Origin of the sequence: Flavobacterium jumunjinense, assembly GCF_021650975.2 — a bacterium.
GTDB classification, from domain to species: Bacteria; Bacteroidota; Bacteroidia; order Flavobacteriales; family Flavobacteriaceae; genus Flavobacterium; species Flavobacterium jumunjinense.
The window spans coordinates 3,184,876-3,202,495 of the sequence record NZ_CP091285.1; the positions used below are offsets into that span (position 1 = coordinate 3,184,876).

Below are 17,620 nucleotides of genomic sequence, written 5' to 3' on the forward strand. Positions count from 1 at the left end.
TAATTAAGCTTCAAAATCTGGATATAAATGCTCTTTTATTAAACTTCTTAAAGTTTCGACAGTTTCCCATTCTTCATTATCTCCAGAGTTATAATTGAATCCTACAGGTACTTTTTTTGCATTAAAAGTTTTGATGTATTCTTCCATGTTCCAATTGGTAACTTGTGGTAGAATTACATAGTATTTGCCTAAATCGTAGGTTGTAAACGAATCAGATGAAGTAATCATTTCTTCATGTATTTTTTCACCTGGACGAATTCCAACTATTTCTTGCTTACAGTTTGGACCAACTGCGTCTGCAACATCTGTAATTTTATAAGAAGGTATTTTTGGAACATATAATTCACCACCCCAAGCCTCATCTAACGCATGAAGCACCATATCAACACCACCTTTAAGTGAGATGTTAAAACGAGTCATATTAGGATCTGTAATAGGCAGAACTCCTCCTGCTTTTTTATTCATGAAAAATGGAATTACAGAACCATTAGATCCCATTACATTACCATAGCGAACGACAGAAAATTTAATATCTTGTTTCCCTCTAATATTATTTGCAGCAATAAACAATTTATCTGAAGTTAATTTTGTAGCTCCATATAAATTAATCGGTGCACATGCTTTATCTGTTGAAAGAGCTACTACTCTAGAAACATTGGAAGTTAAACAAGCTTTTATTACATTTTCGGCACCACCAATATTTGTTTTTACACATTCATCTGGGTTATATTCCGCAATATGTACATGTTTCATAGCAGCAGCATGAATTACATAATCAATATCTGTAAAGGCTCTTTTTAATCTTTCTAAGTCTCTAACATCACCAATAAAATAACGTATTGCAGGATATTTTGATTCAGGAAATTCTTGCGCCATTTGAAATTGTTTTTGTTCATCTCTTGAATAGATGACTAACCTTTTCACATTTGGCCATTTTTCTAAAATAGCTTTAGTTAATTCTTTTCCTAAAGAACCAGTCCCTCCTGTAATTAAAATTGATTTATTGTTCAGCATGTCTTATTTTTTCTAACTGCAAATATATGAAGTCTAATTTTATTTTCTTTTTATTATTATAATATCTTTGTCAAATAATTTATAAATAATGGATGTAAACAAAGAAATTCATAATGCTTTCGAAGTTATAGCGAATGGAGGTATTATTCTTTACCCTACAGATACGGTTTGGGGTATAGGTTGCGATGCTACAAATGAAGAGGCGATTAAGAAGATTTATGCTTTAAAACAAAGAGAAGAAAGTAAAAGTATGATTGTTTTGGTTAACGGAGAGAGGATGATGCATCAGGTGTTTAATGAAATTCCTGAAGTGGCATGGCAAATTCTTGATTTTGCAGAAAAACCAACTACGCTTATCTTAGACAAACCAAGAAATGTTGCTAAAAACATTATTGCAGAAGATAATTCTTTAGCTGTTAGAATGGTTAATGAGCCATTTTGTTTTAAATTAATGGAAAGAATGAAAAAACCATTGGTTTCTACTTCGGCTAATGTTTCAGGTATGTTTACACCTAAAACTTTTAAAGAAATTAGTCCAGAAATTTTAAAAGGTGTTGACTATGTAGTAAATTTACAACGTGATAAAATTTGCAAAAACCCTTCTTGTATTATAAAATTAGGATTAGATAGCCAAGTGAAAGTAATCAGAAAATAAAATTCTTTAAAAGGGAAATGAATTAGCAATAAACTATGAAATTATAAATGTCAAGTTGATTTTGTAGTTTATAATTGAATTATATTAGAAATAAAAACAGTAGATTGTTTTAATAATTGTCATTATAATAAATGTCTAAATTATTTAAAAATATCTGAAAATAAATTAGCAATCTTAGCAAATTTTAACTTGTTATTACTTGAATATAAGTATGTATCAGTTATGAAAAAAAATAATTTTAAAATTTGCGGTAATTAGAAATATGAATTATAAAAAACATTTAGAACATAAAATATTTGAAATAATTTCTCAAGCAGCCAAAGAATTAAACTTAGAATGTTATGTTATTGGTGGCTTTGTTAGAGATATATTATTAGATAGAAACCATAAAAAAGATATCGATATCGTTGCTGTTGGAAGTGGTATTGAATTAGCAGAAAAAGTGGCTAAATTAATACCAAATCAACCTAAGGTTCAGGTTTTTAAAAATTATGGAACAGCAATGTTACGTTTTGAAGATATGGATATTGAGTTTGTAGGAGCACGAAAAGAATCATACAATAGAGATAGTCGAAATCCAATAGTCGAAAATGGAACACTAAAAGATGATCAAGATAGGAGAGATTTTACTATAAACGCATTAGCTTTTTCTTTAAACGAATCTTCTTTTGGTAACCTTGTGGACCCTTTTAATGGAGTTGAAGATTTGAAGAAAAAGATTATTCGTACACCTTTAGATTCTGATATAACCTATTCTGATGATCCATTACGAATGCTACGTGCAATTCGTTTCGCGAGTCAATTGCATTTTGAAATTGAAATAAAATCACTTCAAGCGATTGTAAGGAATAAAGAACGAATTAAAATAATTTCGGGTGAACGTATAGTAGATGAATTAAATAAAATACTTCAATCAGAAAAACCTTCTGTAGGTTTTTTATTGCTTTATGAAACAGGACTTTTGGATATTATTTTACCAGAGCTCACTGCGTTAAATCAAGTTGAAGAAATTGAAGGACATACCCATAAAAATAATTTTTATCATTCATTAGAAGTTGTCGATAATATTTGCCCAAATACAGATGATGTTTGGTTGCGTTGGGCTGCTTTGTTGCATGATATTGGTAAAGCACCAACAAAGAAATTTAATAAAAAACAAGGTTGGACATTTCATGGACATGAGTTTCTAGGAGGGAAAATGGTGAAGAAAATATTTGAACGTTTACACATGCCATTAAATCAAAAAATGAAATTTGTTCAAAAAATGGTTGCTATGAGTTCAAGGCCAATTGTTTTAGCACAAGATATTGTTACAGATTCTGCTGTGCGTCGTCTAGTTTTTGATGCAGGTGAAGATGTAGAGAATTTAATGACACTTTGTGAGGCAGATATTACAACTAAAAACCCTAAGAAATTTAATAAATACCATCATAATTTTAAAATTGTACGTGAAAAAATTGTTGAAGTAGAAGAGCGCGACCAAGTACGTAATTTTCAGCCACCAATTTCAGGCGAAGAGATTATGGAATTATTTGGATTAAAACCATGTAGAGAAATTGGGACATTGAAAGAAGCTGTTAAAGAAGCAATTTTAGAAGGAGAAATACCAAATGAATATGAAGCAGCTTTGACTTTTGTTTTAATGAGAGCAAAGAAAATGGGATTAAATAAAGTTTAACTATTGTTATAGAACATTCTGTTTTACAAAACTTAATTTTACAATTTGAAAAAGAAATCAAAATGAGAAACAACAAATCAGTAGTATATTGGCTTTTATTGGGCTGTGTTTTACTTTTCGTTATGGTTATGGTTGGTGGAATTACTCGTTTAACAAATTCTGGATTATCAATGACCGATTGGCATTTGGTAACCGATACTTTTCCTCCTTTAACTGATGAAAAATGGGTTGATGCGTTTGAAGAATATAAGAAATTTCCAGAATATCAAAAAATTAATATTCATAACGATTTTACACTTTCTGACTATAAATTTATTTATTTTTGGGAATGGTTTCACCGTTTTATAGGAAGAATTATAGGAATCGTTTTCATTGTTCCTTTTATTTATTTTTTGATTAAAAAACAATTAAATAGTGAAACAATAAAGAAATGTTTTGTGCTACTTTTAATGGGTGGATTTCAAGGTTTTCTAGGTTGGTATATGGTTAAAAGTGGATTGATTGATAATCCGGATGTGAGTCATTTTCGTTTGGCATTGCATTTAACTTTTGCATTCATAACTTTTGCCTATACACTTTGGGTTGCCTTAGATATTATTTATCCTGAAAGAAAACCAGCTGTAAAATCTCTGCAAAGAATTGCTCAGATAGCTCTTGTTGTGTTAATTATTCAAATTATTTATGGAGGTTTTGTTGCAGGATTAAACGCTGGATTAGTACATAATCATTGGCCTTTAATGAGCGATGGACAGTTTTTTCATGAAAGTATTACAATAGAGCAATCAACACTTTTAAAATCGTTTACAGAAGGTAGGAGTGGTGTTCAATTTATACATAGGACATTTGCTTATGTAGTCGTTTTCATGATGATGATGTTGTACTTTAAAAGCAAAAAAAACCGTTTAAATAGAATTCAAAAGAAAGGTGTTAAAAGTTTAATTTTAATTGTTTTTATACAATTTGCATTAGGAGTATTTACAATTTTATTTCATGTTCCTTTATGGTTAGGTTTAGCACATCAATTAGTTGCTTTTGTCTTATTATCTGCAATGGTGTTTACATTGCATAGACTTTCAAAATAAAAGACTATTTTTACAACCCGACTATATTGTCACAGATTATTGTATTATAATTTTAAATGTCAAAATTAAATAAGGAAGATAAATTTTTAGATTTATCAGACTATGGACGTTCTTTCGGTAGAGTTTTAGCTTATCAATTAAAAGAAACACGATTTACTCCCATACATGTTACACTACTTTTTGGAATAGTTGGATTAATTGCAACTTATTTTATTTGGAGCAATCATTATATCTTAGCAAGTATCTTTATCCTTCTTAAATCTGGAATAGATGCTGCCGATGGAGAATTAGCTCGGTTAAAAAAAACACCTTCATATTCTGGTAGATATTTAGATAGTATTTTTGATATTATTTTAAATTTTATTTTTTTAATGATAATTTGCTATGTATCTGAAACATCGTTTTGGCTAACATTACTTGCTTTTTTTTGTATTCAACTGCAAGGAACGTTGTATAATTATTATTATGTTATTCTCAGAAATAGATCTTTTGGTGGAGATACTACGAGTAAAGTTTTTGAATATAAAACACCAAAAGCACTTCCTGGAGAAAGTCAGAAAACAGTAACAATTCTTTTTAAATTGTATTCGGTTTTATATGGTAAATTTGATAAAATTATTCATTTCCTAGATGCAGATGCATATAAGGTAAAATCATTCCCAAATTGGTTTATGACCTGTCTTTCAGTATATGGTTTAGGTTTTCAATTATTAATTATTGCTATCATGCTACCTTTAGGTTTGATAGAGTTCATTATTCCATTTTTTATCGTATCAAGCATATTAATTGTCTTTTTGATAAGTATAAGGAAAAAATATTTTCATTAATTTATAACAGAAGAAGTGATTTATGATTATTACAATAGTTTTTCTAATTCAAATTTAACTTCAATTACAGTATCATCTCTTTCAATTAGCATTTTGATAATTTTTCCTTCTTCAGATTGAAATAGATTGGTTATTTTTTGAATGGTATAATTATAGGCTTTTCTTCCATTAATAGATAAAATCATATCGCCTTTTTTAAGACCCGCTAATTGAGCAGGCGAGTTTTCTCTTACAGAGTATATTTCAAACACAGGTTGAAGTGAAAATTTATAATTAAAATCGTGTTCCTTATCATAAACAAACGTTTTGGAATTTGTATTCGTAAATGTGCTGAAGTTTAATTTTTCAGAAACCCAAGTTGAACCAGCATGTTGCACTTCAATTCCTGACATATTATAATTGAATGAATCATTAAAATTTGTATTTTTTTTAAAATAGAATGTTTCATTTTTATAATCTAAAATCCAATTAAATCGTTTTATTATTTCACCTCCTAATGAACCGTTTCTTCCTTTTACAAAGTCTAATTGATTAAATGAAATCGTGTCTGGGTAAGATACTAATGCTTCTTTGAGGATTAATTCATTCAATTCTAATTTTTTAACTCTAGATTTTTTACCCTCAATATCTCCACCTAGACCTTTTCCAAGAAGATCATTAAAAAAAAGTGTTCCGCATTTAATACTATCGTTTTCAAAAAGCCATAACCCATCTCCAAGTCCAGTATCCATTAATAATTTAATGTCCATTTTTTTAGTGTTATTAATGTCGGTAATCATTTTTAAATAAGGCTTACCATCAATAACTTCAACTTTTTTACTTTTGTATCTTCTTAGTTTTTTAGTAATAGACTTTTTATGTTCTTTATGAAGAATCACTTTTTTACTTTGATAGTTAATTTCTACTAAATAATCTTTAAAAAAGGAAGAGCCAATTATTCCATTAATTGGAACACCAAGTTTATTAACTAAACTAATGTCTCGATCAGTTATTAAGAGTACTTCAAAGTCTTCGTCTAAATAATCTTTGACTTTTAGTTTGTTTTCTCTTGAAATAATAGCTTCTAATGATTCTCCATTTCCTAAACCATTAATCTTTATTTTTCGAGTATCATAAAACAAAATACTATCATTTTCGGGAAAACTAAATAAAAGATTTTTATCTGAACCAGTATCTAAAAGCATGTTAAGTTTTACATCGTTAACTTCAGTTTCAATAATTATAAGGTTATGTGTTAATTCAAAAGGAATAACAATTTTATTCCTTTTAGACAACCATGAAGTTTGGCTAAAAACAGATACATAAACAAATAAAAAGGAAAGTATAGCAGGTATTTTTCTATTCATAGAGATAGTATTTATCTTAAAAATAAGAAAATTATTTGATATCTGTAACAATCTTTATTATTTTAAAAAGAAAACTTTATAAAAATTTGAGAAAAAAAGTGCAATTTTGCATTTTAAAAAACAAACAACAATGCCAAAAATATCTCTAAAAGGCTTACAAATGCCTGAATCACCAATTAGAAAGTTAGTCCCTTATGCTGAAATAGCAAAGAAAAAAGGACATAATGTATACCATTTAAATATAGGTCAGCCAGATATAAAAACACCTCAAGTAGCTTTAGATGCTGTTAAAAACGCAAATATAGAAGTGTTAGAGTATAGTCATTCAGCTGGTTTTGATAGTTATAGAGAAAAATTATCTAGCTATTATAAAAATCAAAATCTTCCAATAGATAAGCAAGATATTATAATTACTACAGGTGGTTCTGAAGCATTGCTTTTTGCATTAGGGAGTACTATGGACTCAGATGATGAAGTTATTATTCCTGAGCCATTTTATGCTAATTATAATGGTTTTGCAGTAGCATCGGGTGTTAAAGTTGTACCAGTAATTTCAAGTATTGAAACAGGTTTTGCTTTACCTCCAATTGAGGATTTTGAAAAACTGATTACTTCAAAAACAAAAGCAATCTTAATTTGTAATCCTGGAAACCCAACTGGATATTTATATTCTGAGGACGAAATTAACCAATTGGCAAAAATTGTAAAAAAGCACGATTTATTTTTAATTGCTGATGAAGTATATAGAGAGTTTACATATGACGGATTTAAACATAATTCTATTATGACAGTTGATGGTTTAGAAAATCATGCAATCATGATAGATTCTGTTTCTAAACGTTTTAGTATGTGTGGAGCAAGAATTGGTTGCATCGTTTCTAAAAACAGAGAAGTTATGACTGCTGCAATGAAATTTGCACAAGCAAGATTAAGTCCGCCTACTTATGCTCAAATTGCAAGTGAGGCTGCCTTAGATACTCCACAAAGTTATTTTGATGAAGTTATCACCGAATATAAAGAGAGAAGAGATATTTTAATTGCAGAATTAAATAAAATTGAAGGTGTACAAGTTGCAACACCAAAAGGGGCTTTCTATTGTATTGCTAAATTACCAATTAAAGATGCAAACAATTTTGCACAGTGGCTTTTAGAGACTTATGATTTAGATGGAGAAACTATTATGGTTGCACCTGCAGCTGGATTTTATTCTTCTCCGAATGTAGGTTTAGATGAAGTTAGAATTGCTTATGTTTTGAAAAAAGAAGCATTAGTTCGTTCTGTAGAAATTCTAAAAGAAGCTTTGATTGCTTATAATAAATTATAAGATTTTATATAATAAATGAAAAAGGTTGTCTATATATTATAGGTAACCTTTTTTTTATGTTTTCAATTCGTGAATTATTTAGAATTGACATTTAAAATAAAAAATAATTTTGTCAAGAAAACTAATCTTATTAAAATAACCAGAATCATTTTTTACATACTTAAAAAAAGTAGTATTATGATCTTTAGAGTTGCGTATTGTTCTAATAATCATTCTATCAATATGTTCACAAAAAATAGCTTGATTATAAACTTTTAATTTATCATTTTTTTGTTTTAAAACTTTAGAAGCTTCTATGGTTTTAATAATGTCTTCTGCATTCTGTTTTCTTTTTAATGAAACAGCATTAACGTAATATGAGCTATTTTCATCGTTTGAATCTATTTCTAAACGCTCTAATTGTCTTTTTTTAATTGCAACTTCTGCAATTCTTAGGTTTTCTTCTTTTGTTTGGCTAATATTTCCAGGATGCCAACGATACCTTACTAATGATTCTGGAATATTATAAAATTCTGATTTCGCTATAAACTCACTCCATAATCCGTAATCTTCTGCAGGTACATATTGATGTTCAAAACGTAAATCACCAATCATAGACTTTCTAAACATTACGGTAGAATTTCCTAAACCGCAACTATGCAAAAATTGTACTTTTAAATCTTCATGCTTTTCAGAATGTTTAAGTACTTTTTCTTTTTTATCACCAAAAATAGTAAACCATGTACCACAAAGTCCTAAACTAGGATTAGTATCAAGTATGTTTATTTGTTTTTCAAAACGTGTAGGCATAGCAATATCATCAGCGTCTAGGAGCGCAACATATTCTGTTTTAGCCATTTCAATACCTTCATTTCTCAAGTTTGCAGGACCTTCGTTTTTAGTTTTGTTTATTAAAATAATTCGATTGTCTTTTTCTCTTATTTTTTCAATTATTGCAACAGTACCATCTGAAGAATTATCATTTAAAATAATTAAATCAAAATCGGTAAATGTTTGATTAACGATACTATTAATAGCTTCTTCAATATATAGTTCACCATTATAAACTGGCATTATTACAGATAATTTTTTCATTTTAGATTGCTATTTTTAGATATGATGGCAAATGTAAGATTTAATTAAGAAAAATTTAACCTTATATTTGCAAAAAAAAACGCATGAGTAAAATTCAAGTTGGATTTTTAGTTTCCTATGATTATGAGCTTTTAAAATTTGCAATACCTCCAATTTATGAGGATTCAGACACTATTTTTTTAGCGATAGATAAAAACAGAAAAACTTGGAATGGATCGGATATACAAATTGATAGTAGTTTTTTTGAATGGATAAAAACGTTTGACACTCAAAATAAAATTGAAATCTATGAAGATGAATTTTATGTGTCGGGCTTAACAACTATGGAATGTGAAATTCGTGAAAGAAAACTTTTGGCAGAAAAAATGGGAATTGGGAATTGGTTGATTCAATTAGATTCTGATGAGTATTTTTTCGATTTTAAATCATTTACAAAATATCTAATAGCTAATAATCACTACCTAACAAGTAAAAAACAAATTCAAATATGTTGTTTTAAAATTAACTTATACAAAAATGTAAAAGGAGGAGTCTTATATGTTGATAAGTTTGACAAATTCATGGTGGCAACAAATATTCCTAATTATAAAGTAGGTCGTCATGGTAAATGTCGTTCTATATATGTATCTTCAATTGCTTTGCATGATTGTTTATCTAGAGAAAGAGAGGATCTCATTAAAAAACTTGATAACTGGGGACATAATGGAGATATTGATAAAGAAAGTTTTATGAAAAAATGGGACACTGTAAATGAAACAAACTATAAAGATCATGAAGGTTTCTTTTATTTGGAACCAATGCATTGGAAAACGTTACAATTCATGAAAGGAAATTCTTTAAGTGAAATTTTAAATAATTTTAAAAATGATAAATCAATGAGGATAAGCGATTTGTTTTTAAAGATGAAGAACTTTGGTCAATGGTTTAAATTTTTATTCAAATAGATATAAAGTTTAAAAGAGGATGTTTAAGTACTTAAACATCCTCTTTTAAATTATGAACTATATAACTCTAAATACTCTTTCGCTGCTTTTTCCCAAGAAAAGAAATCAGCTCGTTCTCTGATTTTTGGAGCGTAAAATGATTTATTATTATTAAAATCTTCAAGTTTAGACAATAAAAAATCTTTCATATACTTAGCATCGAAATTATCCCAATAAAAGGCTGCATCGCCACCAATTTCTGGTAGTGAAGTTAGATTAGAAAGGAAAACTGGTTTCTCAAACTTCATTGCTTCAATTGGAGGTAAACCAAAGCCCTCTCTTATAGAAGGAAATAAAAAAGCAGTACAGTTTTCTAAATAATATTGTTTTGCTTCATCACTCACTTTACCCGTTAAAATTACACGGTCTTGTAAGTTATTATCCTTAACATATTTTTCAATTTCATAACCATATTCTTTATTTCTGTTTCCAGAAATAATAAGCACATAATCTTCTATTGTTTCCATCATTTTCACAATTGAAAGGAAGTTTTTTCTTGGGATAAAATCGCCAATAGAGTAGAAGAAAGGCTTCTCTAAGTTGAAAGAAGGTAGGAAAGTATTGTTTTCTATTCTTTTTTCAGAAGGATTACCATTATATATGATATGTTCAGGAACATTTGGAACATTAAAATAACGATGTGTTTGTTGTTTTGCGAATTCAGAAATATACGTAATTATGTCTGCACGATTTAATTTTTCAATAAATCTTTTATTGACTTTGTGCTTCATGTCTGAAGAGATTTCTTCAACAAAATTGACATCATGAATGGTTAAAATGTACTTCTTAGGTTTGAAGAAAGGCTCAACTTTAGTATTCTGATTTAAACTATGCCAAACATCATATTTTTTCTTTTTACGAAATAGAAAATGACGTTCTAAACTAGTGTATTTTGAATATTTAAAAATATTTCCAAACTCATTTTCTAGTTTTTCTGGATATTTTGCATTCAGTGTTATCGTTTTATTCGAAATATCCAGTTTTGAAATGGCTTTAATGACTTGATAATTAAAGGTTCCTAAGCCACCAGCTTTATTGTTTATGTTGTGAGACTCTAAAAAAATGTTCATGAAATAAATTTCAGTAAAAATAAGATATGTTTCTAAATAATTAAACAGATATCCTTATTTTTGAAAAAAAAAGATGTTAAGCATTTTTCCTACTTATATCAACTTCAAATCAATAATAACTTCTAGTATAGAAAATTTTCATACTACAGGAGAACTATTTGTAGCAGGTAAAAGAAATACAATTAAATTATTTAAAGTAGATGAAACTTTAACTTTAAACATTAAGTCGTTTAGAAAGCCAATACTAATTAATAGAATCATATATAAATACTTCCGAAAATCTAAAGCAAGAAGATCCTATGAGTATGCTACTGTTTTGTTAGAAAATGGAATTGGAACTCCAAAGCCAATTGCTTTCAAGGAGAATTCTAATGGTATTGGGTTAAAAGATAGTTATTATGTTTGTGAACATATTTTTTGTGACTTAACATATAGGGAATTAGTAGAAACGGATTACCCAGATGGAGAAAATATTTTACGTCAGTTTGTTCATTTTACTTATAAAATGCATAAAAACGGTATTGAATTTAGAGATCATTCACCTGGGAATACTTTGATTAGTAATAATAATGATGGAACTTATGCGTTCTACTTGGTCGATTTAAATAGGATGAATTTTCATGAAGTAATGAGTTTTGAAGCAAGAATGAAGAATCTTTCTAAGATTACTCCTAAAAAAGAAATGATTGAAATAATGAGTAATGAATATGCGAAAATTTCCGGTGAGAATGAAACAGATGTTTTTAAAACAATGTGGCAATTCACTGAAGATTTTCAATATAGATTTCATAGAAAAAAAAGACTAAAAAAGAAATTAAAGTTTTGGAAAAAGTAGTATTTTCAATTGTTTGTACTATTTTTGTCGGAATTGCTACAAGGCGTTTATATTAATCTATTTAATGTCTAAAAAGTATAATATAAAAAGACATTTTACCCTTTTATTTTTGAATGAAGTTATCTGTAATAATTACTACTTACAATTCCGAAGAATGGCTTAAAAAAGTTCTCATTGGTTATGAAAACCAAACTGAGGATGATTTTGAGGTAGTTATTGCTGATGACGGTTCTACAGATGCAACCGAAAAAATAATTAAACATTTTTCGAATAAATTTAAATATCCAATTGTTCATGTTTGGCAAGAAGATAATGGTTTTCAAAAATGTAAAATTTTAAATAAAGCCATCTTAAAATCAAATTCAGATTATATTTTGTTTACAGACGGAGATTGTATTCCGAGAGAAGATTTTGTTGGAGCACATTTAAAATATAAAGAGAAGGGCTATTTCCTTTCAGGAGGGTATTTTAAATTGCCTTTAAAAACATCACTATCAATTTCAGAATCTGATATTTTTTCTAAAAACTGTTTTAATCCTTTTTGGTTATCTAAAAATAGAGTAAACAAGAATTTTAAATTGGCTAAATTAATACGATTTAAGCCTTTTACTTTGTTTATGAATTGGTTTACACCTACAAAAAAATCATTTAACGGACATAATACTTCTTGTTTTAAAGAAGATTTAATTGCTGTGAATGGTTTTAATGAAGATATGAAATATGGTGGTTTAGATAGAGAGATAGGTGAAAGAATGTTTAATAATGGAATTTTATCCAAACAAATACGCTACTCTGCAATTTGTTTACATTTAGACCATGCAAGAGGGTATTTCAGTCAAGAAGAATGGAATAAAAATCTAAAAATTAGATCTAACAATATTAAGAACAAAATAGTTAAAACTAAAAACGGAATTCTTAAACTTTAGTATCTAGAAACTTTTTTAAGTTCGTTAAAAGTAAATTGGGTTCAAATAAATTATAATATTTTAAAGCTTTTCCTTTTAACTCTTTTTCAGTTTTCCCTTCAAATATTTCTGGAAGAAAATCTTTTAAATGAACAGAAGTATGGTTTATTCCATCTTCAAAAGTGGCCCATATTTTCTTTTCAATCCACGGAGAAAAAATAATAAAAGATGATTTGCCTAATGCCTTTGCCATATTAATAGCTCCACCATCATTACCAATAATTAATTCACAATTATTCATTAAGCCCATATAGTCTCTCAAACTATCTCCAAATAAATCAAAGTATATTTTAGATTGTGTTTCAAGTGAACAAGAATTGTATACCTTTCTAGCTTGTTCTAATTGTTTAGGAAAGTAATTAAATAAAATATTAACATTGTAGTTTGTTCCAATATAATCTACAACTTTAGATATAAAATCTAATGGATACGTTTTTATTTCTTCACTTCCCAAAAGACTAATCATAATAGTTTTTCGAGAACTATCTATTTTATGTTCTATAAAGGCCTCATTTGCTTTTTCAATTTCATCTGACGAAAGATATAGTTTTGGAGTTGTCTCTTTGTCTAGTGTTAATTTTAATGGCTCTAGAAGCGATAAACGTCTTTCAATTGCTAATCCTAAATAAGTTTCTGGTGAATCAGCAAAAGGAACAGTATCTGTATAAATAAACGCTCTACCTTTTTTTCTATAGGATATTTTTTGCTTGGCTCCACTTAAAAAAGAAACAACCCAACTTTGTAGTTTAGAATAAGCATCTATAACTAAATCATAGTTATTTTTTCTAATTTTAATAGCAAATTTTAGAAGTTCCCAAATGCTTTTTTGTTTATTACCATCAAAAATTACTATGTTGTTTATGTTCGGGTTTCCTTTTAAAATATCTACAGTATTGTTATTCACCAAATAATCAATTTCAGCATTAGGATAAGCTTTTCTAAGGTTATCACAAATGATACTACTCACTAAAACATCACCAATCATTTTATGTTGAATAACTAAAATTTTCATGCTACAAAACTAATTTATTATTTATTAAGCGTGTATTAAACGATTGTATATAAGCCTTAATAAAGTTTTCCATTTTAGTAGATATTTCTTTTTCAGATTGTAAAAGATTGGTTTTTAATAATTCATCTTTTTTAAAATTATATAATCCAATTGCTTTTTTTCCATCGAAAGCCATATAATAATCGCCATCAATATAATGATAAATATTATCTAAATAGTAAACTACAAAATCCTTTTCAGATTTGTAAGGTTTTCCAAAAGTAATCATTTTTGTCTTTATATTTAACAAATCAATGATAGAAGGAGTAATGTCAATTTGTTGCATATTTCTATAGCTCAAACCACCAAAAGTTTTATCACCTGGATTAAAAAACAAAATTGGAATTCTAAACTTACCAACATTGGTTTTGAATTTGTCTTCAATTTGTTCAGAAGAAGTGTGATCTGAAGTTAAAACAAACAAAGTATTATTATACCAATCTTGTTTTTTAGCACTTTCGAAAAATAGTCTTAAAGCATAATCTGCATATGCTACACTTTCATCAATTTTTGTAAGTCCTTTTGGGAATTTACCTTTGTGTTTTTCAGGAATTGTATAAGGATTATGTGAGGAAATGCTAAAAATAGTAGTAAAAAAAGGTTCTTTAAACGTTCCCATTTTTTTACAATAAAATTGAAAAAAATCTTCATCAAATACGCCCCATGTACCATCAAAAGATTCTGGTCCATCATATTCATCTTTTCCAAAATAGTTATCGAAGCCAGCAACTTTACAATATTGATCAAAATTTTGGCTTCCATTAAAAGCACCATGAAAGAATGAAGTGTTGTAGCCGTTATCTTTAAGTATTTTTGGTAATCCGTAGATCTCGTTAATAGAGTAACTAGACGTAATGAGTGAATGATTCATTAAACTTGGAATACTCGAAAGTGTTGAAGGAACTGCATCTATAGATAGTTTTCCATTGGCAAAACCATTTTCAAAATATAACGATTTCGTAATTAAAGAATCTAAAAAAGGAGTTTGACCACGTTGAATATTTTCTCTTCCAAAACTCTCAAGAATAATAATTGCTACATTTTTTTTTGTAGCATCTTCTTTGGGATTGTTTTCAAAAACAGGATTGAAATAAGCATTTAATTCTTCTTCAGAATAAAAATTAGGTATTTCTAATGTTTCCTTTTTACCAATTGTTTTTAAGATACAAAAAGGAGTGTTTAATACAAAAGCAGATTGATTAATTGAACCATAATTTACAGCATCAACAATTTTTATAGGCTTCTTTTGAAATCCGCCTCTTCCGAAAAGAAAGACAACACCCATTAGAAGGATGAAAACTCCAGATTGTTTTAAAATCTGGAGCTTATTATTACTTTGTTCAGTACTTAACTTTAAATTAGGTATCACTTTCCAAAATAGAACAGCTAATACAATGGCGATTATCGGTAAGTGCCAAAATTCAGCTAAAAACGAAAAAATTAAACCACCAATTTCATTCTCCATTCCGCTAGCAGTAATCATTCCGTAAGTACTTCTTCTTCCTGTAAATTTATAATATTCAAAATCTACAAAATTGGTAAGTATAAAAACAAGGTTTACAATAAAAAAACTAATTTTTAATACCTTTTGATATCTTGGTTTATTTTTAAAATTACCAGGAATGAAATGAAAAAGAGCAAATAATAAATTAATATAACCAATGGCAGATAAATCAAAATGTAGACCTCCTAAAGTGCTTTTCAGACTAATGTCATTAAAATTATTTCGATTGAAGAAGAGAAAAAGTCCTCGACAAACTTGATAAATAATTAAAACAATAAGAAAACGTTTAAAAAAAAGTTTTACACTTTGTAGGTAATTTTGCATGCTCTTACTCAGGGATTAATATTTTAAACTGCTACATTATATTCACGTAAAGCATCATTTAATGATGTTTTTAAATCGGTTGAAGGCTTTCTTTTTCCAATGATTAATGCACATGGAACTTGATAGTCTCCTGCTGGGAATTTTTTGGTATAACTTCCTGGAATTACTACACAACGTGCTGGAACAATTCCTTTATATTCTACTGGTTCTTCACCTGTTACGTCAATGATTTTTGTAGAACCTGTTAGTACAACGTTGGCTCCTAAAACAGCTTCTTTTTCTACGCGAACTCCTTCAACAACAATACAACGAGAACCAATGAATGCACCATCTTCGATAATAACTGGAGCTGCTTGTAACGGTTCTAAAACACCACCAATACCAACACCACCAGACAAATGAACGTTTTTACCAATTTGTGCACAGCTTCCTACTGTAGCCCAAGTGTCAACCATTGTTCCTTCATCAACATAAGCACCTATGTTTACATAACTAGGCATTAAAATTACACCTTTAGAGATATAAGCACCATGACGAGCAACTGCATTTGGTACAACGCGAATTCCCTTTTCTGCATAACCTCTTTTTAAAGGCATTTTATCATGATATTCAAAAATACCAGCTTCTAATGTTTCCATTTTTTGAATAGGGAAATACATTACTACAGCTTTTTTTACCCATTCATTAACTTGCCAACCGTTTTCAGTTGGTTCTGCAACTCTAAGTCTTCCAGCGTCTAAAAGTTCAATAACTTCTCTAATCGTTTTTTGAGTAGATTCTTCTTGTAGCAAAGCTCTGTTTTCCCAAGCTTTTTCTATTGTAGATTGTAAATGTGTCATTGTAAAAAATTTGTCGCAAAGATAATTCGATTTTTTTTAAATAGGCTTTGTTTTTAGTTACATATTTATTGTTTCAACATTTTAATGTGTGTTTTGTAAGTATTAATAATATGTTAAATTGTTATATTATTTCTGTAAACTTTTTCCTCGTATAACTAATATTAGTTGTATTAAAACTGATTTTTATCAGGTTTTAAAAATCTATGTTTTTATAATTTTGCGGGAAGATTAAAGCTGTTAGAAACCAGAATTAATTAGTAATAAAATATTTAAAAAAATAAAATGAATTTAGACAGTCAAGCTTCAAACAGACCAGTATTAATCGATAAGGAAGTTTCTTGGGACAAAACTCAAATAATCATGAGTAAAACCAATCCAAGAGGAATCATAGAATATGCAAATGAAGTTTTTGTAGATGTTTGTGGGTATGAAGATTATGAATTAATGGGGCAACCACATAATATTATTAGACATCCAGATATGCCAAAAGTTATTTTTAAAGTACTTTGGGAGAAACTTAAAAGCGGAGAAAACTTTCATGCTATAGTTAAAAATTTAGCGAAATCAGGGAGGTATTATTGGGTAATTACCGATTTTGAAATTGCAAAAAATGAAAATGGAGAAATATCGAATTATTTTGCAAGGAGAAGAGCAATACCACAAGAAGTAATAACAAATCATATAGAGCCTTTGTATAAAAAACTACTACAAATTGAATCAGCAAGCGGAATAGAATATAGTGAAAAGTATTTAAATGGCTTTTTAGAAGAAAAAAGTAAAACTTATGTTCAATATATTATGGAATTGATATATGAACAAGAAAAAATAAATAATAAATCGACCAAAGTGGATGAGGAAAAAGGATTTTTTAGCAGATTCTTTGGGAAATAACAATTGTTTTTTGTTTTTATAGTTATGGTTAGAAGCACACTTGTTTTTTATAGCAGGTGTGTTTTTATTTTAAAGTGTCATTTTTCCACAATTGTAGGCCTTATTTGTTATTTACTTAATTAATATATTCTTTTTGTGTACATTATTAAAGAGTATAC

At 28.3% G+C, this 17,620-nt stretch carries 17 protein-coding genes; 10 read left to right on the forward strand and 7 right to left on the reverse strand.

Going from position 1 to position 17,620, the window contains the following annotated elements:
* Nucleotides 1-3: 3 nt before the first annotated feature.
* The gene (gene pseB, locus L2Z92_RS14370; RefSeq protein ID WP_236454862.1) at nt 4-1,014 is read right to left on the reverse strand and encodes a UDP-N-acetylglucosamine 4,6-dehydratase (inverting); all 1,011 of its coding nucleotides are present in this window, start codon (nt 1,012-1,014) and stop codon (nt 4-6) included.
* Between the two features lie 88 nt (nt 1,015-1,102).
* Between pseB and L2Z92_RS14375 the strand changes: the two genes are divergently transcribed.
* The 5 genes from L2Z92_RS14375 (at nt 1,103) to L2Z92_RS14390 (ending at nt 5,256) form a co-directional block, all read left to right on the forward strand.
* Nucleotides 1,103-1,669 (forward strand): L-threonylcarbamoyladenylate synthase, encoded by a 567-nt coding sequence (locus L2Z92_RS14375; RefSeq protein WP_236454863.1) that lies wholly within the window; start codon nt 1,103-1,105, stop codon nt 1,667-1,669.
* 90 nt (nt 1,670-1,759) lie between these two features.
* A complete protein-coding gene (locus L2Z92_RS21530) occupies nt 1,760-1,927 on the forward strand; it encodes a GxxExxY protein (RefSeq protein WP_379677212.1) in 168 nt (55 codons plus the stop codon).
* Nucleotides 1,928-1,931: 4 nt separating this feature from the next.
* Complete coding sequence (locus tag L2Z92_RS14380) at nt 1,932-3,347, forward strand: CCA tRNA nucleotidyltransferase (protein WP_236454866.1); 1,416 nt, start codon at nt 1,932-1,934, stop codon at nt 3,345-3,347.
* A 62-nt stretch (nt 3,348-3,409) separates the two neighbouring features.
* The gene (locus L2Z92_RS14385; RefSeq protein WP_236454868.1) at nt 3,410-4,429 is read left to right on the forward strand and encodes a COX15/CtaA family protein; all 1,020 of its coding nucleotides are present in this window, start codon (nt 3,410-3,412) and stop codon (nt 4,427-4,429) included.
* Nucleotides 4,430-4,485: 56 nt separating this feature from the next.
* On the forward strand, nt 4,486-5,256 hold the full coding sequence (locus L2Z92_RS14390; protein ID WP_236454869.1) for a CDP-alcohol phosphatidyltransferase family protein: 771 nt from the start codon (nt 4,486-4,488) through the stop codon (nt 5,254-5,256).
* Nucleotides 5,257-5,285: 29 nt separating this feature from the next.
* Here L2Z92_RS14390 and L2Z92_RS14395 read toward each other — a convergent pair whose 3' ends face one another.
* The gene (locus L2Z92_RS14395) at nt 5,286-6,602 is read right to left on the reverse strand and encodes a PDZ domain-containing protein (RefSeq protein ID WP_236454871.1); all 1,317 of its coding nucleotides are present in this window, start codon (nt 6,600-6,602) and stop codon (nt 5,286-5,288) included.
* Nucleotides 6,603-6,732: 130 nt separating this feature from the next.
* Between L2Z92_RS14395 and L2Z92_RS14400 the strand changes: the two genes are divergently transcribed.
* The gene (locus tag L2Z92_RS14400) at nt 6,733-7,926 is read left to right on the forward strand and encodes a pyridoxal phosphate-dependent aminotransferase (RefSeq protein WP_236454873.1); all 1,194 of its coding nucleotides are present in this window, start codon (nt 6,733-6,735) and stop codon (nt 7,924-7,926) included.
* 78 nt (nt 7,927-8,004) lie between these two features.
* On the opposite strand, the gene L2Z92_RS14405 is transcribed toward L2Z92_RS14400, so the two are convergent.
* Nucleotides 8,005-9,000 carry a glycosyltransferase family 2 protein gene (locus L2Z92_RS14405; protein WP_236454875.1) on the reverse strand — a complete coding sequence of 332 codons (996 nt, stop codon included), beginning with the start codon at nt 8,998-9,000 and terminating at the stop codon, nt 8,005-8,007.
* An 83-nt stretch (nt 9,001-9,083) separates the two neighbouring features.
* Between L2Z92_RS14405 and L2Z92_RS14410 the strand changes: the two genes are divergently transcribed.
* A complete protein-coding gene (locus L2Z92_RS14410; RefSeq protein WP_236454877.1) occupies nt 9,084-9,944 on the forward strand; it encodes a hypothetical protein in 861 nt (286 codons plus the stop codon).
* Nucleotides 9,945-9,994: 50 nt separating this feature from the next.
* Here the strand turns inward: L2Z92_RS14410 and L2Z92_RS14415 are convergent, their stop codons facing one another.
* Nucleotides 9,995-11,053: a glycosyltransferase family 4 protein gene (locus L2Z92_RS14415; RefSeq protein WP_236454879.1), complete on the reverse strand. Its 1,059-nt coding sequence runs from the start codon at nt 11,051-11,053 to the stop codon at nt 9,995-9,997.
* 73 nt (nt 11,054-11,126) lie between these two features.
* Here L2Z92_RS14415 and L2Z92_RS14420 point away from each other — a divergent pair, with 73 nt between their 5' ends.
* Both L2Z92_RS14420 and L2Z92_RS14425 read left to right on the forward strand, forming a co-directional pair.
* Complete coding sequence (locus tag L2Z92_RS14420) at nt 11,127-11,888, forward strand: lipopolysaccharide kinase InaA family protein (RefSeq protein WP_236454881.1); 762 nt, start codon at nt 11,127-11,129, stop codon at nt 11,886-11,888.
* A gap of 113 nt (nt 11,889-12,001) precedes the next feature.
* Complete coding sequence (locus L2Z92_RS14425) at nt 12,002-12,814, forward strand: glycosyltransferase family 2 protein (protein WP_236454882.1); 813 nt, start codon at nt 12,002-12,004, stop codon at nt 12,812-12,814.
* On the opposite strand, the gene L2Z92_RS14430 is transcribed toward L2Z92_RS14425, so the two are convergent.
* Genes L2Z92_RS14430 through L2Z92_RS14440 form a run of 3 tightly spaced genes read right to left on the reverse strand, consistent with a single transcriptional unit; the run spans nt 12,804 to nt 16,571 of the window.
* Entirely contained in the window at nt 12,804-13,865 is a 1,062-nt protein-coding gene (locus L2Z92_RS14430) for a glycosyltransferase family 9 protein (RefSeq protein ID WP_236454884.1), read from the reverse strand. The two genes, L2Z92_RS14425 and L2Z92_RS14430, sit on opposite strands and share 11 nt — an antisense overlap.
* Before the next feature lies 1 nt (nt 13,866).
* A complete protein-coding gene (locus L2Z92_RS14435) occupies nt 13,867-15,732 on the reverse strand; it encodes an LTA synthase family protein (protein WP_236454886.1) in 1,866 nt (621 codons plus the stop codon).
* A 23-nt stretch (nt 15,733-15,755) separates the two neighbouring features.
* Complete coding sequence (locus tag L2Z92_RS14440; RefSeq protein WP_236454888.1) at nt 15,756-16,571, reverse strand: 2,3,4,5-tetrahydropyridine-2,6-dicarboxylate N-succinyltransferase; 816 nt, start codon at nt 16,569-16,571, stop codon at nt 15,756-15,758.
* Between the two features lie 282 nt (nt 16,572-16,853).
* Between L2Z92_RS14440 and L2Z92_RS14445 the strand changes: the two genes are divergently transcribed.
* Complete coding sequence (locus L2Z92_RS14445; protein ID WP_236454890.1) at nt 16,854-17,462, forward strand: PAS domain-containing protein; 609 nt, start codon at nt 16,854-16,856, stop codon at nt 17,460-17,462.
* Nucleotides 17,463-17,620: the final 158 nt, after the last annotated feature.